The organism is Nonomuraea sp. NPDC050383, assembly GCF_044459125.1.
Taxonomy (GTDB): Bacteria; Actinomycetota; Actinomycetes; order Streptosporangiales; family Streptosporangiaceae; genus Nonomuraea.
Map to the genome: position 1 here is coordinate 599,808 of NZ_JBITIP010000001.1, position 20,507 is coordinate 620,314.

At 73.0% G+C, this 20,507-nt stretch carries 21 protein-coding genes; 3 read left to right on the forward strand and 18 right to left on the reverse strand.

The window, feature by feature from the left end; translation table 11 throughout:
* Nucleotide 1: 1 nt before the first annotated feature.
* The gene (locus tag ACIBG4_RS02650) at nucleotides 2–949 is read right to left on the reverse strand and encodes a LysR family transcriptional regulator (RefSeq protein ID WP_397200368.1); all 948 of its coding nucleotides are present in this window, start codon (nucleotides 947–949) and stop codon (nucleotides 2–4) included.
* Nucleotides 950–1,061: 112 nt separating this feature from the next.
* Between ACIBG4_RS02650 and ACIBG4_RS02655 the strand changes: the two genes are divergently transcribed.
* Entirely contained in the window at nucleotides 1,062–1,754 is a 693-nt protein-coding gene (locus tag ACIBG4_RS02655; protein ID WP_397200369.1) for an MBL fold metallo-hydrolase, read from the forward strand.
* A gap of 123 nt (nucleotides 1,755–1,877) precedes the next feature.
* The gene (locus tag ACIBG4_RS02660) at nucleotides 1,878–2,345 is read left to right on the forward strand and encodes a PaaI family thioesterase (protein WP_397200370.1); all 468 of its coding nucleotides are present in this window, start codon (nucleotides 1,878–1,880) and stop codon (nucleotides 2,343–2,345) included.
* Nucleotides 2,346–2,472: 127 nt separating this feature from the next.
* Here the strand turns inward: ACIBG4_RS02660 and ACIBG4_RS02665 are convergent, their stop codons facing one another.
* The 4 genes from ACIBG4_RS02665 to thrC all read right to left on the reverse strand — a co-directional run bounded on the left by ACIBG4_RS02665 (nucleotide 2,473) and on the right by thrC (nucleotide 6,231).
* Nucleotides 2,473–2,895, reverse strand: coding sequence for an SDR family oxidoreductase (locus ACIBG4_RS02665; RefSeq protein WP_397200372.1), 423 nt, complete (start codon nucleotides 2,893–2,895; stop codon nucleotides 2,473–2,475).
* Between the two features lie 23 nt (nucleotides 2,896–2,918).
* Nucleotides 2,919–4,445, reverse strand: a complete 1,527-nt coding sequence (locus ACIBG4_RS02670; protein WP_397200373.1) for a helicase HerA-like domain-containing protein — start codon at nucleotides 4,443–4,445, stop codon at nucleotides 2,919–2,921.
* A gap of 31 nt (nucleotides 4,446–4,476) precedes the next feature.
* Nucleotides 4,477–5,031 (reverse strand): hypothetical protein, encoded by a 555-nt coding sequence (locus tag ACIBG4_RS02675; RefSeq protein WP_397200374.1) that lies wholly within the window; start codon nucleotides 5,029–5,031, stop codon nucleotides 4,477–4,479.
* A 135-nt stretch (nucleotides 5,032–5,166) separates the two neighbouring features.
* Nucleotides 5,167–6,231, reverse strand: a complete 1,065-nt coding sequence (gene thrC / locus ACIBG4_RS02680) for a threonine synthase (RefSeq protein ID WP_397200375.1) — start codon at nucleotides 6,229–6,231, stop codon at nucleotides 5,167–5,169.
* A 65-nt stretch (nucleotides 6,232–6,296) separates the two neighbouring features.
* Here thrC and ACIBG4_RS02685 point away from each other — a divergent pair, with 65 nt between their 5' ends.
* Complete coding sequence (locus ACIBG4_RS02685; protein ID WP_397200376.1) at nucleotides 6,297–7,130, forward strand: MurR/RpiR family transcriptional regulator; 834 nt, start codon at nucleotides 6,297–6,299, stop codon at nucleotides 7,128–7,130.
* 32 nt (nucleotides 7,131–7,162) lie between these two features.
* On the opposite strand, the gene ACIBG4_RS02690 is transcribed toward ACIBG4_RS02685, so the two are convergent.
* From ACIBG4_RS02690 to ACIBG4_RS02750, 13 genes are all read right to left on the reverse strand, one after another.
* Entirely contained in the window at nucleotides 7,163–7,762 is a 600-nt protein-coding gene (locus ACIBG4_RS02690; protein ID WP_397200377.1) for a hypothetical protein, read from the reverse strand.
* The gene (locus ACIBG4_RS02695) at nucleotides 7,762–8,580 is read right to left on the reverse strand and encodes a hypothetical protein (RefSeq protein ID WP_397200378.1); all 819 of its coding nucleotides are present in this window, start codon (nucleotides 8,578–8,580) and stop codon (nucleotides 7,762–7,764) included. The genes ACIBG4_RS02690 and ACIBG4_RS02695 overlap by 1 nt, the downstream gene beginning before the upstream one ends.
* Nucleotides 8,577–9,281 carry a VIT1/CCC1 transporter family protein gene (locus ACIBG4_RS02700; RefSeq protein ID WP_397200379.1) on the reverse strand — a complete coding sequence of 235 codons (705 nt, stop codon included), beginning with the start codon at nucleotides 9,279–9,281 and terminating at the stop codon, nucleotides 8,577–8,579. Before ACIBG4_RS02700 ends, ACIBG4_RS02695 begins: the two co-directional genes overlap by 4 nt.
* On the reverse strand, nucleotides 9,278–10,384 hold the full coding sequence (gene lgt, locus ACIBG4_RS02705) for a prolipoprotein diacylglyceryl transferase (protein ID WP_397200380.1): 1,107 nt from the start codon (nucleotides 10,382–10,384) through the stop codon (nucleotides 9,278–9,280). The genes ACIBG4_RS02700 and lgt overlap by 4 nt, the downstream gene beginning before the upstream one ends.
* Before the next feature lie 25 nt (nucleotides 10,385–10,409).
* Nucleotides 10,410–11,171 (reverse strand): DsbA family protein, encoded by a 762-nt coding sequence (locus ACIBG4_RS02710; RefSeq protein ID WP_397200381.1) that lies wholly within the window; start codon nucleotides 11,169–11,171, stop codon nucleotides 10,410–10,412.
* Nucleotides 11,168–11,671 (reverse strand): MauE/DoxX family redox-associated membrane protein, encoded by a 504-nt coding sequence (locus tag ACIBG4_RS02715; protein WP_397200382.1) that lies wholly within the window; start codon nucleotides 11,669–11,671, stop codon nucleotides 11,168–11,170. Before ACIBG4_RS02715 ends, ACIBG4_RS02710 begins: the two co-directional genes overlap by 4 nt.
* Nucleotides 11,672–12,091: 420 nt before the next feature.
* Nucleotides 12,092–15,286: an endo-alpha-N-acetylgalactosaminidase family protein gene (locus ACIBG4_RS02720; RefSeq protein ID WP_397200383.1), complete on the reverse strand. Its 3,195-nt coding sequence runs from the start codon at nucleotides 15,284–15,286 to the stop codon at nucleotides 12,092–12,094.
* Nucleotides 15,287–15,461: 175 nt separating this feature from the next.
* Nucleotides 15,462–16,262: a tryptophan synthase subunit alpha gene (gene trpA, locus ACIBG4_RS02725; protein ID WP_397200384.1), complete on the reverse strand. Its 801-nt coding sequence runs from the start codon at nucleotides 16,260–16,262 to the stop codon at nucleotides 15,462–15,464.
* Nucleotides 16,263–16,429: 167 nt separating this feature from the next.
* Entirely contained in the window at nucleotides 16,430–17,650 is a 1,221-nt protein-coding gene (gene trpB / locus ACIBG4_RS02730) for a tryptophan synthase subunit beta (RefSeq protein ID WP_397200692.1), read from the reverse strand.
* A gap of 17 nt (nucleotides 17,651–17,667) precedes the next feature.
* Complete coding sequence (gene trpC / locus ACIBG4_RS02735; protein ID WP_310709281.1) at nucleotides 17,668–18,513, reverse strand: indole-3-glycerol phosphate synthase TrpC; 846 nt, start codon at nucleotides 18,511–18,513, stop codon at nucleotides 17,668–17,670.
* A gap of 119 nt (nucleotides 18,514–18,632) precedes the next feature.
* Entirely contained in the window at nucleotides 18,633–19,058 is a 426-nt protein-coding gene (locus ACIBG4_RS02740; RefSeq protein WP_310709282.1) for a DUF2752 domain-containing protein, read from the reverse strand.
* A 5-nt stretch (nucleotides 19,059–19,063) separates the two neighbouring features.
* Nucleotides 19,064–19,615, reverse strand: coding sequence for a CD225/dispanin family protein (locus tag ACIBG4_RS02745; RefSeq protein ID WP_397200385.1), 552 nt, complete (start codon nucleotides 19,613–19,615; stop codon nucleotides 19,064–19,066).
* 158 nt (nucleotides 19,616–19,773) lie between these two features.
* A complete protein-coding gene (locus ACIBG4_RS02750) occupies nucleotides 19,774–20,505 on the reverse strand; it encodes a DUF4190 domain-containing protein (protein WP_397200386.1) in 732 nt (243 codons plus the stop codon).
* Between the last annotated feature and the right edge of the window lie 2 nt (nucleotides 20,506–20,507).

Below are 20,507 nucleotides of genomic sequence, written 5' to 3' on the forward strand. Positions count from 1 at the left end.
GTCAGGCGTCCACGGGCCGGCGGTCGGTGTCCGGCACCCACCGCCGCGGGTCGCCCGGCGCGGGGAGCGCGGGGCCGCGGCCCAGGCGCCGCAGCAGCGTCCGCAGCGGCGGGCGCGGGTCGTGCCGGCGCCAGACGATCGACCACGGCATCAGGATCTCCGGATCGGCGATCGGGACCCGGCGCAGCTCGCTGCCGGACGCGTCGATGCTGCTCTCCCCCAGCCCGACGGCGGCCTTCTCGCGCAGGAACCCCTCCACCAGGTGCCGCTGCCCGATGGCCGGCTCGGTGAAGCGGAGCGGGAGGCCGAACCGCTCGCACAGCCGCCTCAGGTAGCCGCGCCACTCCGCGGCGCCCGCCGGGTCGGGCATGGCGATGCCGTGCTCTCGCAGGTCCGCGGGGCTCAGCACCGCCCTGCCGGCCAGGAGGTGGTCCTCGGGCAGGAAGGCGTGCAGCGGCTCCAGCCGTACGAGGCGGCACGCCAGCTCGGCCGGCCACGGACCCGGCGTGTCGTGCACCCGGCCGAACGCCGCGTCGAGCTCCCCGCGCCGCAGGGCGGGCAGCGCCACGGACAGCCCTTGTCTCATGCTCAGCTCGACCCGCAGGGGCGGGTCCGGCTCAGCCGCCTCGCGCAGCATCCGCAACGGGGTGAACCGCTCGTCGTAGACGTCGACGCGCAGCGGCTCGTCGTCCGCGCGGGCGCCCCGCACGGCGCGGTCGAACGCGGCCAGGGCCTCCACCGCCGCGGGAAGCAACCGCCGTCCGGCCGCGGTCAGCTCCACGCTGCGCGTGGTCCGCTCGAACAGCCGCGTCCCCAGGGCGTCCTCCAGCCGGCGGACGCGTTTGGACAGCGCCTGCTGGCTGAGGTGCAGCCGCGCCGCCGCCCGCCCGAAGTGCAACTCCTCGGCGGCGACGGCGAACGCCCGCAGGCCGTGGATGTCCGCCTCCATGCCGGACGAGCCTGGACCGACAACCACCGGTTGTCAATCCGGCGTGAACCGCTGTTGGACACGGGACCGGCCGGCCGCTTCGCTGGGACTCCGACGAGAGGGGGACATCGCTGTGGACATCGTGGAGATCCGCCCTGAGCTGCACCTGGTGGTGCTGGAGTTCGGGCAGATGTACGTGTGGGACGACGAAGGCGCGCTGACCCTCGTCGACACCGGCATCGCCACCTCGGGCCCGGACATCGCCGAGGCGCTCGGCCGGCTCGGCCGCCGTACGACGGACGTGCGGCAGGTCGTGCTCACCCACTTCCACGAGGACCACTGCGGCGCGGCGGCGGAGATCGCCGGCTGGGGCGAGGTGAGCGTGATGGCGCACCGGCGGGAGGCGCCGGTGATCCGCGGGGACGTGCCCGGCCCGGCGCCGGCCTTCACCGACGAGGAACGCGCCCTGCACCGCCACCTGGGCGCCCACCTGCTACCGCCCGCGCCGCCCTGCCGCGTGGACCGCGAGCTGGAGGACGGCGACGTGATCGCCTTCGGCGGCGGGGCCCGGGTGATCGCCACGCCGGGGCACACCGACGGCAGCATCGCCGTCCACCTGCCCGGGCCGGGAGTGCTGTTCACCGGGGACACCGTGGCGCACGTCGGCGGGCGGGTGCTGCCCGGGGTGTTCAACTTGGACCGCGCCGAGGTGCTCCGCTCGTTCGCCCGGTTGGCGCGGCTCGACGTGAAGGTCGCCTGCGTCGGGCACGGCGAGCCGATCCCGGACGCGGGCGCCGCCCTGACCGCCGCCGCGGCCGCCCTCTGAGCCTCCTCACCCCGGACCCACCCGAGCCCCCGCCGTCCTGACGGTCGAGGGGGGAGCCGCCCACGTGAGCCTTCTCGGGTGCCGGCCGGAGAAATGTCGGTGGCGCGCTGTTGAATGCGTCCCATGGACACGGAGACCGGCCGACACGCCACAGATGCGGGGACGGACCGGCGCGGGACGATCTGGGACGTGATCGCGGGGCGCGTCCCGCCGTCGCCCGCGGCGGCCACCCTGGGATGGGAGCTCATCGCGGTGGACCCGGAGCAGGGCACGATCGAGGTGGCGTTCGAGGCCGGTGAGCGGTTCACCAACCCCGTGGGCGTGATCCAGGGCGGTTTCCTGGCCGCGATGCTCGACGACACCATGGGTCCGGCGCTGGCCCTCACGCTGCCGGCCGACCGGTTCGCGCCGACGCTCGACCTCCACGTCCAGTTCCTCCGCCCGGCCCGTCCGGGACGGCTCGTGGGGCGGGGCCGGGTCGTGCGGCGCGGCAGGGAGGTGTGCTTCCTCGCGGGCGAGCTGACCGGCCCCGACGGCAGGCCGGTGGCCACGGGCACGGCGACCGCCTACATCCAGACGATCCGCCACTGACCGCGGCCCACCCCCCCGCTGCCGAGCCCCGTCCCCTTCCGCCGGCCCGGAGCAGGCCCGCTTTCCACCGACCGGGACCCGGGGCAGGCCCCCTTTCGACCACGGCGGCCCCGCGCCCCCGGTCCTCCTAGCGGGTGGGGTGCCGGCCGCCCGCCACCGACAGGATCTCGCCGTTGACGTGCCTGTTGGCCGCCGAGCCGAGGTAGGCCGCCGCCGACGCCACGTCCTCCGGCGTGCAGATACGTCCCGTCGGCGTCTCCGCGCTCCCGGCGTCCACGGCGCCCTGCCCGAGCCACGGCGTGGACAGCACCCGGTCGGTGAGGGTGAAGCCGGGCCGTACGACGTTCGTGAGCACGCCGTGCCCGGCCTCCCTGACGGCGAGCACCTTCGCGGCCGCCTCCAGCGCGCCCTTGGCCGCCGGGTAAGTCGCGCCCGCCGGCCGTCCCGCCTGTCCGCTACGGGCCGACGGCGTCCATCGAGCCGGCCGTGTCCGGCTGCTGGGAAGACGCCCTCCTCCCACGCTCGACGGTGCGTCCCTCGGGATCGTCACCGGAGCGAACGCGAGACAACGGCTCAGCGTCGGCCGCGGCGAGCGGTGCCGAAGATGGATCTGGTGATCTCCCGGCCGAAGGCGGACGCCGCCGACCGTGCCAGGGAGCGGAGCTCCTTCGACTCCAGCACGTTGTCCAGCACGGACCGCTTCGGCTCCTCCCGCTCCCGCTGCCCTTCCGGCTCGCGCCGGGTCTGGCCGGAGGGGGCCGCAGGAGTCTCGGCGGGCCGCTCCGGGGCCAGCTTCGCGGCGAGGATCTCGTAGGCGGACTGGCGGTCGATCGCCGTGCCGTACTTCTGCTGGAGCGGCGAGGCGGCGATGACGTTCGCGATCACGTCCGGGCTCGACGGCGCCATGAGCGTCCGAGGGGCGCGCAGGCGCGTCCAGGCCACCGGGGTCGGCGCGCCCGTCTCCGACAGGACCGTGACGACGGCCTCGCCGATGCCGAGCTCGGTGAGCAGCCGCTCCAGGTCGTAGGAGGAGGCGGGGAAGGTCGAGACGGTGGACTTGAGCGCCTTGGCGTCCTGCGGGGTGAAGGCGCGCAGCGCGTGCTGCACCCGCGCGCCGAGCTGGGCCAGCACGTCGCCCGGCACGTCGTTCGGCGTCTGGGTCACGAAGAACACGCCCACGCCCTTCGACCGGATCAGCCGCACCGTCTGGGCGATCGACTGCAGGAACGCCTTGGACGCGTCGTCGAACAGCAGGTGCGCCTCGTCGAAGAAGAACACGAGCTTCGGCTTGTCGGCGTCGCCCACCTCGGGAAGCTCGTGGAAGAGGTCGGCGAGCAGCCACATCAGGAAGGTGGAGAAGAGCTGCGGCCGGTCCTGTACGGCAGGCAGTTCGAGGACGGAGACCGTCCCCTGGCCGTCCGGCGTCACCCGGAGCAGGTCGCGCACGTCGAACTCCGGCTCGCCGAAGAACGCCTCGGCGCCCTGCGCCTCGAAGTTGGTCAAGGCGCGGAGGATGACCCCGGCCGTCGCCGCCGACAGCCCGCCGATCCCGCTCAGCGCCTCCGGCGTGGCGGTCAGATACCGGATGACCGCGATCAGGTCCTTGAGGTCGAGCAGCGGCATGCCGTGCTTGTCGGCGAAGTAGAAGATCAGTCCGAGTGACGACTCCTGCGTCTCGTTGAGTCCGAGGACCTTGGCCAGCAGGGTCGGCCCGAAGGCGGTCATGGTGGCGCGGATCGGGATGCCGGACCCGAGCCCGCCCAACGAGAAGAACTCCACCGGGCAGGCCACGGGCTGCCAGGTCTGCCCGACCTCGGCGGCACGCCGGGTGACGCGGTCGGAGGCCGTGCCCGGCGAGGCGAGCCCGGACAGGTCGCCCTTGATGTCGGCGAGGAAGACGGGGACTCCCTGGGCCGCGAGCTGCTCGGCCATGAGCTGGAGGGTCTTGGTCTTCCCGGTTCCGGTGGCGCCGGCCACCAGTCCGTGCCGGTTGAGCATGCTCAGGGGGATCCTGATCCGCTCCGCCGGATCGGCGGCGCCGTCCGCGCGCACCAGCGCGCCGAGTTCCAGCGCCGGCCCCTCGAAGTCGTACCCCTTCATCGCTCCCCCCGCCTGGATCGACCGCGCATTCTCACATGGAGGCGGAGCCGCAATCGTTGCCGAGGTAAGTGAGGGCGGCGTCCCCTATTCTGCTCCATTCCTGGAAGTTGTCCTGGTCGACAATGAATCTGACGCCCTCCAGAAGCATCCCCGTGGCGAGCGCCCGGCAGGAGAAACTCCGCATGTTCTCGTTCTGGAGCGCGTATCCAACGGTGATGAACGAGTCGCCCACGAAAGCCCAGTTCTGGAGGAGTTCCGTGAAGGCGGGATTGCCGCCGGCCTCGGTGTTGTGGAGGGAGAAGCTCCCCCACTGCCCGACCTCCTGGCCGTCGACCTCGTAGGTGTAGCCCTGCGGCGCCGAGATGCTGCCCGTGAGCGTGGTCTGCTCGGAGCCTTCGGCGATGACCAGCTCGATGCCGTCCGAGAACCCCGCCGTGAGGGTTCCCACCTCTTTTCCGTCCTGGCTGAAGCCGGAGATGACCAGACCTGAGTCGCCGTCGGACGCCGTGCACCACGCGATGCCGGTGGCGTCCTGGAATTGCTGAGGCGCGGGCACGATGATCAGCACATCGGCATCCTGGCCCATGGCGGCATTCCTTTCACGCGGGCGACGCTGCGTGGGAATTCCTCCCCTTGCCCCAACCGGCGACACGCGGGGGTGGCTAAAATGCGCGTTTCCTCATGCTCTCCCGACGACAAGCGGTTTTATCCGGGCACCGGGTCAGGCGGCCAGGTTCAGGGCGCGGGCCACTTCGCCCGTCGCCGCTCCCGTCCGCGTGGAGGTGTAGCCGTCCCGCAGGGAGGCGTCCGGGTCCTTGAGGCCGTCGCCGCTGAGGGTGATGACGACGCGCCGCCCCGCGGGCAGGTTGCCGCGCTCGTGCTGGTCGAGGAGGCCGGCGACGCCCGCGGCCGAGGCGGGCTCGGCGAAGACGCCGTCATGGCGGGCGATCATGCGGTACGCGTCGAAGATCTGCTCGTCGGTCACCGCGGCGATCAGGCCGCCGGACTCGTCGCGGGCCGTGACGGCGCCGTCCCAGGTGGCCGGGTTGCCGACGCGGATGGCGCTGGCCGCCGTGGCGGGCTCGGCGACGGGCGCGCCCAGGACGAGGGGGGCGGCGCCCGCCGCCTGGAATCCCCACATCCGAGGGGTGCGCGTGGCCGGGCCCTCGGCGGCGTAGGCCCGGTAGCCGCGCCAGGTGGCGGTGATGTTGCCGCCGTTGCCCACCGGCAGGCAGTGGAGGTCGGGCGCGTCGCCGAGGGCGTCGACGATCTCGTACGCCACGGTCCGCTGCCCGGCCAGCCGCAGCTCGTTGCGCACGGAGTTGACCAGCGCGACGGGGTGGTGGGCGGCCAGCTCGCGGGCGACGCGCAGGCAGTCGTCGAAGGTGCCGTCGATCTCCACGATACGCGCCCCGTACCGGACGGCCTGGCCGAGCTTGCCGAGCGCGACGGCGCCGCGCGGGATGAGGACGGCGGCGGCGAGCCCGGCGCGGGCGGCGTAGGCGGCGGCCGAGGCGCTGGTGTTGCCGGTGGAGGCGCAGATGACCAGCTCGGCGCCCGCCTGGGCGGCCCGGCTGACCGCGATGGTCATGCCACGGTCCTTGAACGACCCGGTCGGGTTGGCGCCCTCGACCTTCAGCCACACGTCGCAGCCGGTCAGCGCCGACAGGTGGGCGGAGCGGAGCAGCGGGGTGTTGCCCTCGTGGAGGGAGACGGAGGGGGTGTCGTCGGTGACGGGGAGCCAGCGCCGGTAGGCGCTGTCGATCAGTCCATGCCAGGTGCCCATACCCGTGACCATAACATTCGTTTCATCCACCTGACCAAATCGGGTCTGGTGTAACATCTGTCAACATGGAGTCCGACGCGCTGGCGGCCCGCCTCGGTGAGGTCTATTCCGAGCTTCCTCCGGGCGAGCGGGCGATCGCCCGGGTGATCCTGGACGACTATCCGTTCGCGGCGCTCGGCTCGCTGCGCGCCCTCGCCGAGCGGGCCGGCGTCAGCCCGCCGACCGCCTCCCGTCTGGTGGGCCGGCTGGGCTTCGCCGGCTTCGCCGAGTTCCAGGCCGCGGTACGGGCCGGCGCCCGGGAGGCGGACCGGTCACGGCTGCGGGAGTTCGTCACCCGGCCGCCCGACCCCGTCCGCGCCGCCGACGAGCTGCGGGCCGGCCTGGAGGGCGCCCTGGCGGCGGTGACCGGGCCGCTGCTGGACGCGGTCGCGACCCGGCTGGCCGCGGCGGGCGGCGTGTGGGCGCTGGGCGGGCCGCTGAGCGAGCTGGCCGCCGACTACCTGGTCCGCCAGCTCGCCGGCCTCCGCCCGGGAGCGCGCCGCGTCCCCGAGACACCGCCGGCCCGCGCACGGGCCCTGCTCGACCTGGGACCCTCCGACGTGGTGGTCGCCTACGACTTCCGCCGCTACTCCCCCGACACGGCCCGGTTCGTCCGGGCGGCGCGGGGGCGCGGAGCCCGGCTGATCCTGGTCACGGACGCCTGGGAGTCGCCACTGGCCGACGAGGCCGAGGTGCTGGTACGGCTGCCCCGCGAGGCGGCCGGGCCGATCGCGCCCCTCACCCACGAGATCGCGGTCACGGAGCTCATCCTCGTCGCCACGGCCACCCGTCTCGACGCCTCCCCCCGGCTCGCCGACCTCGACACGCTCACGCGGGAGCTGTCCTCGGAGGCCACCTGACCGCGTAGGAGCCCCGGAAGGCCCGGGGCGCGTCAGGCGGCGGCGAGGACGCGGGACTGGACCACGTGGCCGAGCCGGTCGAGGGAGATGAGCGCGCTCACCAGGTCCGCGCCCTTCCCGCCCTCCGACGTGCCCACCCAGCTCACCGTGACGTAGTGGCCCATCGCCCGCGCCGCGGCCCGGCTGCGGGCGGCGTCGAAGGACGCCGCGGGGCGGACGAAACCGTTCTTGCCGAGCGCCGCCACGAGGGCGTCGGCGGCCCGCCCGTCGGCCAGGTTGAAGATGACGAACTGGCCCGCCACCCCCTGCGGTCCCTCGTACGTGGCCCGCAGCGCCTGGGTGCACCCGGCGGCGGAGACCCCCCACAGCGCGTCCTCGCAGTCGTCGAGCTGCTCGGCCGACACGCGCCGCAGCGTGCCGAGGGTGGCGGTGCCGGCGGTGAAGACCTCGTCCACCGTCAACGGCCGCGCGTCGGCCTGGCGGGAGTCGATGACGGAGTACAGGGCGGAGGTTCGCTCACTGCGGAGCGCGGCCGGCCGGGGCTGGTCACGGCCGAGCCAGAGCCAGGCCCCGGCGGCGACCACCGCGAGCCCGGCGACGGCCGCCGGTGCCACGATGAGACGGCGCCGCATCAGGACCTCGGTCCCGTGATCGTGACGACCCGCCGGTAGACGGCCTTCTCGGCGCCGCGCAGCGCCAGCGCGAGGGAGACGAAGTCGTCCTTGGCGGTCGGCTCGGACCCGTCCGTCTTGGCCAGCCACACCAGGCCGACGTAGTGGCCGAGCGCGTAGCCGGCGCCCTCGGAGTGGCCGCCCCGGGGGAACGCGGTCGCGCCGGCGGCCAGCGGCTGGACCCAGCCGCCCCGGTAGCCCAGGTTGAGCGCGTCGACGAGCTGCCCGGCGGCCTGCCCGTCGCGCAGGTTGAGCAAGGTGTACTGGCCGATGTAGCGCCCGTCGGAGCTGGTGTAGAGGCCGCGCGCGGCCTGGCTGCACTCGGCGTCGGCCACCTGCTCGCGCAGCTCCTCGCCCCACACCGCGGCCGCGCAGTCGGCGTCGAGCCGGTGGGCGGCGAGCTTGAGGGTGAGCTTCTTCTCGCCGGTGAGGGTCTTCTGGGCGAAGACCTCCTTGTCGGTGAGCGGCTTGGCGTCCTTGGCCCGGTCGAGGACCGGCTCGAACAGCTTGGGCGAGGCCCAGGCGTGGTAGGTGGCCGGCAGCAGCGCGTCGCCGCCGACCGTGCCGCCGGGCTCCCGCTTGGAGATGTAGCCGCTGCCGAGCGAGGTCACGGCGACGACGAGCGCGTACGAGGCGGCGACGACGCCGATGACCGTGGCGACGATCACAATGATCTTCTGCTGCTTGGGGGCGAGGCCCAGGTCGGTGAGCAGCGGAAGCTGCCAGTCCGAGCGCGGCGGGCGGCGCCGCTTGCGCGGCGCCTGCTTGGTGGTGGTCACAGCCCGGACGCCCCGATCAGGCTGCCCAGGGCGAAGGTGAGCCCGGCGGCCAGCGCGCCGACGAAGAGCTGGCGCAGGCCGGTGTACCACCAGCTGCGCGCCGTCACCGTGGACACCACCGCGCCCGCGGCGAACAGCGACACGCAGGACACCACGGCCGACAGCAGCAGACCTGTGACGCCGAACAGGTAGGGGACGAGCGGCAGGATCGCGCCGACCGCGAACGACAGGAACGACGAGAGGGCCGCCACCCTGGGCGAGGGCAGGGTGTGGGGATCGACGCCGAGCTCGTTCTGCGAGTGGACCTCCAGGGCGACCTCGGGGTCGCGGGAGATCTGGGCGGCCACCTCGGCGGCGGTGTCGGGCCGGACGCCCTTGTCGACGAGGGCCTGGGCGAGCTCCGCCTGCTCGGCCTCGGGGTTGTGCTGGAGCTCGCGGCGCTCGACGGCGATCTCGGCCAGGGCCAGCTCGCGCTGGCTGGCCACCGACACGTACTCGCCGCCGGCCATGGAGAACGCACCCGCCGCGAGGCCCGCGCCCCCGGCCAGCAGCACGACCTTGGTGTCGGAGGTGCCGCCGGCGACACCGGCGATGAGCGCGAAGTTGGACACCAGGCCGTCCATGGCGCCGAACACCGACGGCCGCAGCCAGCCGCCGGTGACGTCGCGATGCTGGTGGTGGATCTCCGCGCGTCCGGTCATCGCGCGTGCTTCTCCTCTGCCCTGGCGTGCTCACCGGGCGCCCGGTCCGGCCCCTCCGCCTCCGGCTCGCCCTCGGGATCAACGCTACCCTCCGGGCGCTCCCCCGGCTCCACGGCACCCGTACGGGCGGAGCCGCCCGTCTCTTCGTCGTCTCCCGGGGAGGAGGCCGCCGGAGCCTCGGTCTCGTCCGCCTGGTCGGCGGGGTGGGCGGGGTCCGCCGCCTGCCCGTCCTCGCCTTCGAGTCCTGCGAGTCCTTCGAGGGAGTGGGCCTGCGGCGGGACCACGTGCTCCACGGCGTCCTTGTTGCGTGTCGCCCAGAAGTAGATCAGCGCCCCGACGAAGACCACGAGCGCGGTCCACTGGTTGAGGCGCAGCCCCAGGAACATCACGGCGTGGTCCACCCCGCCCACGGGGTCGATCCGCAGCCCCTCGATCCAGAACCGTCCCAGGGTGTAGCCCGCCACGTACAGCGCGAACAGCCGGCCGTGGCGCAGCGTGAGCCGGCTGCCGATCAGCAGCAGCCCGAAGCCCAGCGCCAGGTCCCACAGCGACTCGTACAGGAACGTCGGGTGGTAGAGCACCCCCGGCTCCCCGCCGTGCATCTGGTCGATCTCCAGCCCCCACGGCAGCGTGGTCGGGCTGCCGTACAGCTCCTGGTTGAACCAGTTGCCCCAGCGGCCGATGGCCTGCGCGAACGCGATGCCCGGCGCCACCGTGTCGGCCACGGCGCTCAGCGACAGGCCGCGGCGGCGGCAGGCGATCCACACGCCGACGCCGCCGAGGGCGATCGCGCCCCAGATGCCGAGGCCGCCCTCCCAGATGAACAGCGCCTTGTAGGCGGGCTTGATCGCGCGCTCGCCGAAGTAGGTCTGCCAGTCGGTGATGACGTGGTAGAGGCGGCCGCCGATGAGGCCGAAGATCACCGCGGGCACGGCGATGTCGATGATCGTGCCCTTCTGGCCGCCGCGGGCGCGCCAGCGGCGCTCGCTCAACCAGACGGCGAAGATCACACCCGCGACGATGCACAGGGCGTAGGCCCGGATCGGGATGATTCCGAGATACCAGACCCCCTGGGCAGGGCTGGGAATCGAGGCAAGGGGCATGTCGGTGAGGGTAGCGGACACCGGACTACTTGGCCGCCTTCGTGACCTGATCGCGTAGCTGCTGAGGCGCGAAGGCGACATTGTTGGGCAGGTCCGTGCCGTTGAGCTTCACGGTGGGCGTGCCCTGGATCTTCTGCTCCTTGATGATCTTGGCGCTGTACGCGCTCTGGGCCTGGGCGTGCTGCTGCGAGGTGACGCACTGCTCGAAGCCGGAGGCGGTGACGCCGGCCTCCTTGCCCCAGCTCACGAGGTCGCTGGTGGTGAAGCCCTTGACGGTCTCCGACGGCTGGTTCTTGTAGAGCAGGTCGTGGAAGGCCAGCCACTGCCGGCCGTCGGCGACGCAGCGGGCGGCGGCGGCGGCCCGCTGGGAGTTGCCCTTGGTGGGCTCCTGCTGGAAGATCGAGATCGGGTGGTAGACGACCTTGGCCTTGCCCTCGGCGGCGAGGTTCTTGAAGGTCTGGCCGCTGACCGTCTCCAACTGCTTGCAGGCGGGGCACTGGAAGTCCTCGTAGACGTCCAGGACGGGCTTGTCGACGCCCGCCATGGCCATCACCACCGAGCCGTCGGGCTGCACGGTGACCGGCGCCTGCGTGCCGCTCGCGGCCTCCTCCGACTGCGACCTGCTCGCCGCGTACAGCCAGCCGGCCCCGACGGCGGCCACCGCGACGACGCCCACGGTGACGTAGGTCATGGTGCGCCTGCGCCGCTCACGCACGCGCTCCACGGCCTGCTGTTCCTTGATCTTCTCGCGTGCCGACTTCATCCGCTCCCCCTTGCTCATGGTCATGCCTCCCCCTCCGTGTCGGCGCGGTCGCCGTCGCCCTGCCCGCGCTGCCCCGTGTCGCCGGCCAGGCCGAGCGGCGAGTCGAGCGCGAAGGCGCCCGGCGAGAACCGGACGATCCAGGCGCCCAGCAGCACGAGGCCGAAGTCGCGCAGGATGTCGAGCAGGTAGGACGGCTCCTGCCCGACGCCGAGCTGACCGCCGCCGCCGAAGCAGCCGCAGTCGATGCGCAGACCGTGGGCCCACGCCCAGCCGATGCCGAAGACGAAGGCCAGCATCAGCAGCGCGGCGACCACCCCGGCCACCCTGGTCATCAGGCCGACCACCAGCAGCACGCCGACCACGATCTCGAGGATCGGCAGGCCGTAGCCCACCGTCGTGGCGACCGAGTCGGGCAGCAGCTGGTACGCCTTGACCGCCACGACGCTGTCGGACGGGTTGCCGATCTTCAGCCAGCCGGCCGCGATCAGCACCCCGCCCAGGACGAGCCGGGCGGCGGTCGTCACCAAGGGTATCGCTGATCTCGCTGGCAGTGACACAGACGACGCGATCACGGGCCCTCTCCTCGTCTCCACGCTGCGGCCGCGCCGGGATGCGCGCGGGTTGCCCGGAGACCATCCGATCACGGAGCCGATAAGCGTCGGTTAAGGCGGAAAGGTGGCTCCGCCTGGAGTTTCGCGACGTCCCGGGCCTGATCCAGGCTAGCAGCGGAAACGCGTGCCTTCCCGGTCAGCGTGGTCGTTTCCCACGCCGTCTCCGCCGTCGTCCACCACAAGCTAGACATAACGGCCACCACGGCGGCCGGCCGTCAGCTCGCACGGCGCCGTCGCCTCGCGGGACCCGGCTCGCCGCACGTCCTCGCGGCCGGTGGGAACCGGCCGGTCACCTCGCCCGCCGCACGTCCTCGCGGCCGGTGAACCGGACGGTCACCTCACCCGCCGCTCCTGCTGGAACCCCGGCGTGTCGGCCGGCGGCGCGCACGCCCCGGTCTCGGGGGCCTCCCCCAGGTCCCTGACGGCGAAGTCGTCCAGGACGAGGTCGGCCCCCTCCTGCTCTGCCTGGAGCGAGCGCAGCCCCACCCACACGTCACCGCAGCCGGCCACCACCCGCTCGGCGAACCGGGTCGTGACGCGCCGCTCCGGCAAAGGCGTGCCGCGCGTCTCGACGGACTCGCCGCCCTTGTCGTAGCCGGTCACCCAGGTGTAGGCGCCGGCCAGCGCGCTCTGGTACCGGAACGACACCTCGTAGGCGTGGCCCGGCTCGAACCGCGCGGTCCACGGGACCGTGCGGTAGACCAGGCCACGCCGTTCCTCGTGCGCCTTGAGCGAGAACCGGCCGGCGATGACGTCGTCGACCGCCTTGCCGTTCCAGCCCGCCCGCGTGTACGGCTCGTGCCGTTCGGACAGGTGGGTGCGGGCGTCGAAGGCGCCTCCGGCGTCGCCCTTGACGAACGGCCCCCATCCCGGCTCCGGCGACTCGAACGTCTCCACCGGCCCCGGCGCGGCGGTCCGCATGAGCCGCACGTCGTCCACGCGCACCCGGCCGGAGCCGTCGCCGGCGGCGATCCGGAGCGTCACGGAGGACCCCCGGGGCGTGAACCGCAGCGGCACCCGCTGGAAGAAGGTGTCGTGCTTCTCGTCGGAGGCGATGTAGTTCCTGGCCGTCGAGCGGGTGAGCGTCACGCTCCGGCGCAGGCCGGGGCCGGTGACCTCCAGCGTGGTCGGGCGGGTGCGGCCGGGCTCGATCTCCACGGCGGCCGACACGGTGTGGGGGACGCCGGGGCGCAGTCCCGTCAGCCGCTGTTCGAGGCTCGCCGGGGCGTCGCCGCCGAGCAGGGCGACGCGGTGGCCGAGCGCGTTCGTCTCGACGCCGACGGCTCCACCGGTCGTCCACGCGCGGAGCCGGTCGTCGCCGAAGCCGGGGTCGCGAACGCCGCTCCCCTCGCCCCACGCGGGGTCCGGGAGGGCGGGCGCGCGGCCGGGGTAGAGCACATAGGGCACGCCGGGCTCGGCGCGCAGCGTGATCCGGCCGTCCACCGGGGTCACGGTCCCGGTCCGGACCCGGCCCTGGTCGGTGAGCCGGTAGACGGTCAGCGGCCGGTCGGCGTCCCAGGTGGTCTCGCCTCCGGCGGCGTTGTAGTGGTAGAGGCGCCCGTCCCACGGCAGCAGGTACGCGCCGCCGTCGAGGACCATGTGGCCGCCCGCGTACAGGTGCCGCCGGCCGGCGGCCGTGGTGCCGCGCACCCCGCCGGAGAAGACGATCTCGTCGGCGTTCCAGTCGAGGATCTGGTGGCGCTGCAGGAACTTGGCGGGCAGGTTGTTCTCCCAGATGTTGCGGGAGAAGGCGGTGTAGTCGTTCTCCGCGGTCCATCCCTCGAACTCGACGATCCGGGCGTTGCCCAGGATGGGATGGGCGTTCCAGACGTCCTTCTCGCCGTTGCGGATGAACCTGATGATCTGTGAGTTCAGTCCCTTGTTGGTGGCGCCGCCGTAGTTGAGGTCATTCGCCCAGTGAGACCACAGGGAGGAGCGTTCGAGCTTGTCCGACCACTCGGTGGCCACCTGGAAGCCCTGCTCGCGCAGTTCGCGCCCGGTGCGGTCGGCGACCCAGCCGAACGGCCGGAACACGTCCACGTACAGCAGCGCGAGGTTCGGGTCGGTCTCCTGGCGCAGCCGTCTGAGCCGCGCGGCGAGTGTGCCGCGGGTCAGGTCGCCGCGCTGGTCGATCAGGTACGCCTGGTCGAGCCAGTCCCAGCCCTTGGCCTTCGGGTCGGCGAGCGGCTGGCCGAAGGCGCGGGCCTCCGGGTGTGCCTCGGTGGCGTTGATGTGGGCGCCGAACGTGGCGTTCCACCGCCGGCCGGCTCTCAGCAGCGTGTTGAGGTCGTCCAGGCCACCGGCGCGCTCGTTGTAGTGACCGCCGTAGTCCGGGTGGGCCGAGTCGTGGCCCTCCGACTGGTAGCCCTTGAGGATGGCGAGCTGGCCGAGGCCGTCAGTGGCCAGGGAGACGCGCTTGACGTCGTCCAGGGTGCGCAGGAACGGGTGGGTGGCCTGGCTGGAGAAGTTGAACGGGATGTGCGTGACGACCCGGTCCTTGGTGCTGTCCGCGCCCGGGGCCTTGACGCCGATCTCGCGGAACGCGACGGCGCCGTCCTGCCAGTCGAGGTCGCCGTCGCCGTTGGCGTCGCCGGTGACCACGACCCTGGCCCAGGGACGCTCCTCGGTGAACGGGGAGCCGGTGGCCCGGTGGGTCCATTGGCCGCTCCACACGCCGACCCTGACAGTGCCGTCGGCGTCCTTCCTCGCCTGGTGCCAGAGGCGGGCGGCGTCCTTGCCGGTGGGGCCGGCCGGCCGGTCGTAGCTGGAGTCGGACTCGACGGCGGCGGCCAGCCGGCCGGTGTTCACGATGGCGTACGTGGCGCCGACCGGCGCGGCGTCGGCCGGGGTCGCCCCGGTCACGGCGGCGAACACGTCAGCGGTGCGGGTGGAGTCGGGGTCGAGGCGGGTGAACGCGGTGGCCGCGCCCGGCTGGTCGCTCGCCACCGAGACCAGGTCGTGGCCGGGCAGGTCGATCGTGTTGACGCGGAAGGCGGCGGTGTCGGCGACCTCGTCGACGGCGAACGTCGTCACCCGGCCGCGGACGCTGACGCTCGCCGTCAGGCGCACGCCGGGCAACTCGGGGAAGGCGAGGCGGTAGCGGGCGCTCGCGGCGTCGTGACCGGCCTGCCGGACGGTGACGTCGTAGGGCTGCCCGTTCACCACCACGGCGGGCACGCCGGTGCTGCCGCCGAGCGTGGCCCCGGTGGCGCGGTCGGTGTAGCCGAGGACGCGCGGGAAGGCCGGGTCGAGATCGACGGTGAGCCGGTCGGAGGAGATCGTGAAGGGCGTGGCCACGGTGGTGGGCCGGGGTGCGAGGCCCTGGATCGTGGTGCCACCCGACGACTCGGGGTCCGGCTCCGGCTCTGCCTCCGGTTCCGGCTCCGGTTCGGGGGAGGCCAGTTCGTACGTCGGCGGCGCCGGGGCGGGCGTGGGTGCCGGCGGGGATGCGAGCGCGGGGAAGGAAGCGAGGGGGGAGAAGACGGTGGATAACGCGAGGGCGGCTGCGAGCGCGGCGGGACGGCGCATACGTGTCCTTCGTCGGAGACTCTCCCCGAGATACTGACATCTCCCGACTCGCACGTGTCAAGACGCGCCACCATCGGCATGGGACGGACACGACCGGGCCGCACCTCATCGGCGCGAGCCCGGGCGTGTCGTCAGCGACGACAGGTCCGCCAGAAGGGCGGGCGGAGCCGGGAGGTCAGGCGCGGGAGCGGACGCTCTGGGACATCTCGCGGGCCAGCTCGCCGATCGAGGCGCGGCCGGCGGCCTCGTCCGGCGCGTCGAGCATGCGGCGGATGAACGCCGACCCCACGATGACGCCGTCGGCGTAGCCGGCGACCTCGGCCGCCTGCTTGCCCGTGCCGACGCCGAGCCCGACGCACACCGGCAGGTCGGTGTGGGCACGGGTGCGCTTGACCAGGCCCTCGGCCGCGACGTTGACGGATTCCCTGGCTCCGGTGACGCCCATGAGCGACGCGGCGTACACGAACCCGGTGCAGCAGTCGACGACCGCCTGGATGCGCTCCTCGGTGGAGCTGGGCGCCACCAGGAACACCGTGTCGATGCCCGCGGCGGCCGAGGCCTCGCGCCACGGGCCCGCCTCCTCGGGCGTCAGGTCGGGCGTGATGGTGCCGACGCCGCCGGCGCTCGCCAGGTCGCGGGCGAACCGCTCGGCGCCGTAGCGGTCGATCGGGTTCCAGTACGTCATGACGAGCGTCGCCGCGCCGGTGGCGGCCACGCCCTCGACGGTGCGCATGACGTCGGCGATGCGGGTGCCGTTGATCAGCGACCGGTGGACGGCGTCCTGGATGGTCGGCCCGTCCATGAGCGGGTCGGAGTAGGGCAGGCCGATCTCGATGACGTCGCAGCCCGCCTCGACGAGGGCGGCCGCGGCGGCGATGGCGCCGTCCTTGGACGGGAAGCCCGCGGGAAGGTAGCCGACCAGCGCGGCCCGGTTGTCCGTCTTCGCCTTGGCGAACACCGTCTGAAGAGTAGTCATGATCGTCCGTTCTCGGTGGTCGGAGGCCGCTTCGCCGCCGACCTTCCCATCATGCCGTCACCAGGGCCCCGCCCGCGCCGGGCGAAGGAGACCCCGCCCGGGCCGCGCCTGGGGCGGAGGAGACCTCGCGGAGCCGGCTCACGGCCCCGCGAGGGGGTGGGCCGGTGTCAGAGGTTGAAGTACTTCATCGCCGTGCCCATGTCCTTGTCGCCGCGCCCGGACAGGTTGACCAGGATCGTGGCCTCGGGCCCGAGCTCCCGGCCGAGGTCCAGCGCCCCGGCGAGGGCGTGGGACGACTCGATGGCCGGGATGATGCCCTCGGTCCTGGCCAGCAGCGAGAAGGCGGCCATCGCCTGGTCGTCGGTGACGCCGTGGTAGGTGGCGCGGCCGGTGTCCTTCAGCCAGGCATGCTCGGGGCCGACGCCCGGGTAGTCGAGGCCGGCCGAGATCGAGTGGGACTCGATCGTCTGGCCCTCCTCGTCCTGCAGGACGTAGGTGCGCGAGCCGTGCAGCACGCCGACGGAGCCGGCGGTGAGGGTGAGCGCGTGCTCGCCGCTGTCCAGGCCGTGGCCGGCGGCCTCGTAGCCGTGGAGCTGGACGTCGCCGTCGCCGATGAAGGCGTGGAAGATGCCGATCGCGTTGCTGCCGCCGCCGACGGCGGCGCAGATCGCGTCGGGCAGCGCGCCGGTCAGCTCCAGCATCTGGCGGCGCGCCTCGACGCCGATGATCCGCGCGAAGTCGCGCACGATCTCGGGGAACGGGTGCGGTCCGGCCACGGTGCCGAACAGGTAGTGGGTGGTGTCGACGTTGGTCACCCAGTCGCGGAACGCCTCGTTGATCGCGTCCTTCAGCGTGCAGGAGCCGTTGTGGACGGGGACCACGGTGGCGCCGAGGAGCTTCATGCGGGCCACGTTGAGGGCCTGGCGCTCGCAGTCGACCGCGCCCATGTAGATGACGCACTCCAGGCCGAGCAGGGCCGCCGCGGTGGCCGTGGCCACGCCGTGCTGGCCGGCGCCGGTCTCGGCGATGACGCGCTTCTTGCCGAGCCGCTTGGTCAGCAGCGCCTGGCCGAGCACGTTGTTGATCTTGTGGGCGCCGGTGTGGGTGAGGTCCTCGCGCTTGAGGATGATGCGCGCGCCGCCGGCGTGCTCGGCGAAGCGCGGCACCTCGGTCAGCGTGGTGGGCCGGCCCGCGTACGTGCGCAGCAGGTGGTCGAACTCCTGCAGGAACTGCGCGTCGGTCTTGGCCTTCTCGTAGACGGAGGCCACCTCGTCGAGCGCCGGGATCAGCGCCTCCGGCACGTAGCGCCCGCCGAAGACGCCGAACTTGCCGTTCCTGTCGGGATCGTCGCCGTGGACGCCGTTGCCGGCCAGGTCGGCGGCGGTCAGGATGGAGCCCTCGTGTGTCACTGCTGTCCCTCTGCTCCGTGGTCGGGGCGCGTCGCCGGATGGGCGCCGGCGGTCACCAGCGCCTCCACCGCCTTGCGCGGATCCTTGCCGGTGACCAGGCTCTCGCCCACCAGCACGGCGTCGGCGCCGGCGCGGGCGTAGGCGAGCAGGTCATGCGGTCCGCGGACGCCCGACTCCGCGATCTTGATCACATTATCCGGGATCTTGGGCGCGATCTTGGCGAAGACGTCGCGGTCGACCTCGAGTGTCTTGAGGTTGCGCGCGTTGACACCGATGACCCGGGCGCCCGCCGCGACGGCGCGGTCGAGCTCCTCCTCGGTGTGGACCTCGACCAGCGGCGTCAGCCCGATGGAGGTGGCCCGCTCGATCAGCGAGACCAGCGCCTCCTGCTCCAGGCACACGACCATGAGCAGCACCAGGTCGGCGCCGTGGGCCCGGGCCTCCCAGAGCTGATAGGAGGTGAGGACGAAGTCCTTGCGCAGGATGGGGATGTCGACCCGGGCGCGGACCGAGGCGAGGTCGTCGAGGCTGCCCCCGAACTTGCGGCGCTCGGTGAGCACGCTGATGACGTGCGCGCCGCCCTCCTCGTAGTCGGCGGCCAGCGCCGCGGGGTCGGCGATCGCGGCGAGCGCGCCCTTGGACGGGCTGGAACGCTTGACCTCGGCGATCACCGAGACCCTGGAGCCGCCCAGCGCCGCGAGCGCGTCCCGGGGGGCGGGAGCCCGCTCGGCCTGCCGCTTGAGCTCGTCGAGCGACACGGCCTGCTGGCGTGCGGCGAGGTCGGCACGCACCCCGTCGAGGATGTCGTCGAGGACGCTCGGTCCTTCCGTCCGCTCACTCACGCGCTTGGGATCCCTCCGGTCGGCAGTAGGGGATGGCAGGAAGTTCGCGTCGCGTCCGCTCCCGGCCTGTCTTTGCGATGGTATCGGCCCCGGCGGCGTCGCTCGGCCACCGGCCCCGGCTAGGGCGCGAGGAATGCCCCGAAGGGAAGGTTTCGCACCAGCCAGTAGAGCAGGACCACGGCGAGGAACGCCCAGAGCCATGCCGGATGGGCCAGCGTCGTCCTGCGCGGCCGGCCCTGCCAGGCGCGCACCAGCCAGCGTCCCCACCAGAACACCAGGAACGGGATCATCGCGACAGCGAGCGGGTTGAGCCCCACGGCGGCGACGGGGTCGAGGTGGGCCAGCGCGTGGATGGTGCGCAGCGTGCCGCAGCCGGGGCAGTACAGGCCGGTGGCCCACAGGAACGGGCACGTCGGGTAGTGACCCGGCTCGTTGGGGTCGATCGTGCCCACCACGGCGAAGACCACGCCCGTGGCGGCGGCGACGCCGAGTGGCGCGAGCACCGACCGCAGCCGGTCGTGGCCGCGCCACTCGATGTTCGCCATACCCATCAGTACGTGGTGCTCGGGGCGTTCGCCGCGACGATCACGAAGAGGACGACGTACCCGATGATCACGAGGACCCACCAGATGATGCCCACGATCAGCGAGCGCTTCCACCAGGTCTTGGCCTCCTCCGACGCCTGCACCGCGCCCTGGTAGTCGCCGACCTGCCACTTGGAGTTGACCTGCGACGACTTCACGATCGACACGATGCCGAGGGGGAGGCAGCAGAACAGCGTGGTCAGGATGGCGGCGACCAGGTGGTTGTCCGGCGGGGTCTGCGGGGCGCCGTAGCCGCCGGGCTGGCCGTAGCCGCCGCCGGGGGGCTGCTGGCCGTAGCCACCGCCGTAACCGCCGCCGCTCGGGGGCTGCTGACCATAGCCACCGCCGCTCGGAGGCTGCTGACCGTAACCACCGCCGCTCGGAGGCTGCTGACCATAGCCGCCGCCGCTCGGAGGCTGCTGGCCGTAACCGCCGCCACCACTCGGGGGCTGCTGGCCGTAACCGCCGCCCGGGGGCTGGGCGCCGTAGCCGCCGTCGCCCTGGTTCCCGTAGCTCATGCTGTGACTCCTCATGTGTTCATCTCAGGCGAGTTGCGCGCGGCAGCCTAGCGACAAACCATCTCGGACGTGGGTATACGTCCACTTTGCGGACAATTTGTGATCAGACCGGAAGTATCCGTGATCGGGTCACGCGGCTCACCAGAGGTGGGGAGAGGTCAGGACGACCCTGCCGCGCCGGCCGTGGCCAGGCCCATGAGCGCCAGCCACATGCTGCCGAACAGCAACCACAGGACCACCCAGAGCACGATCGTGATGTACGACGTGACCAGGCCGCCCATGGCCATGCCGTGCCCCTCCTCGCCCGTCCGCTTGATCCGGCTGAGCGCCATGTGGCCGACGATCGCGCCGGGGATGCTGGTCAGGCCGCAGAACACCAGGCCCACGATGCCGAGGACGAGCGAGGTGACCGCCAGGCCGTTGGTGGTGCGGGGCTGGGGAGCGCCGTACGCCCCGTAGGGGGCCTGCCCGTACGGCTGCTGGCCGTAGCCCTGCTGGCCGTAGCCCTGCTGGCCGTACGCCTGCTGGTCGTACCCCGGCTGGCTGTAACCCTGCTGCCCGTAGCCCTGCTGCCCGTAGCCCTGCTGCCCATAGCCTTGCTGGCCGTACCCCGGCTGGCTGTGACCCTGCTGGCCATAGCCCTGCTGGCCGTGGCCGCCGGACGGCTGCCCGCCGTAGCCCCCGCTCGCGGACTGGCCGCCGTACCCCCCGCCGTATCCGCCGCTGCCGGACTGCTGGCCGTAGCCCTGGCCGCCGCCCGGCGGCTGGCCGTAGCCGCCGTCGGGCGGCGGCTGGCCGGGGCCGCCCGTGCTCGGAGGCTGCTGACCGTATCCTCCACCGGGCGGCTGAGAACCGTATCCTCCGCTGCCGCTCTGGTCCCCGTAGCCCATGT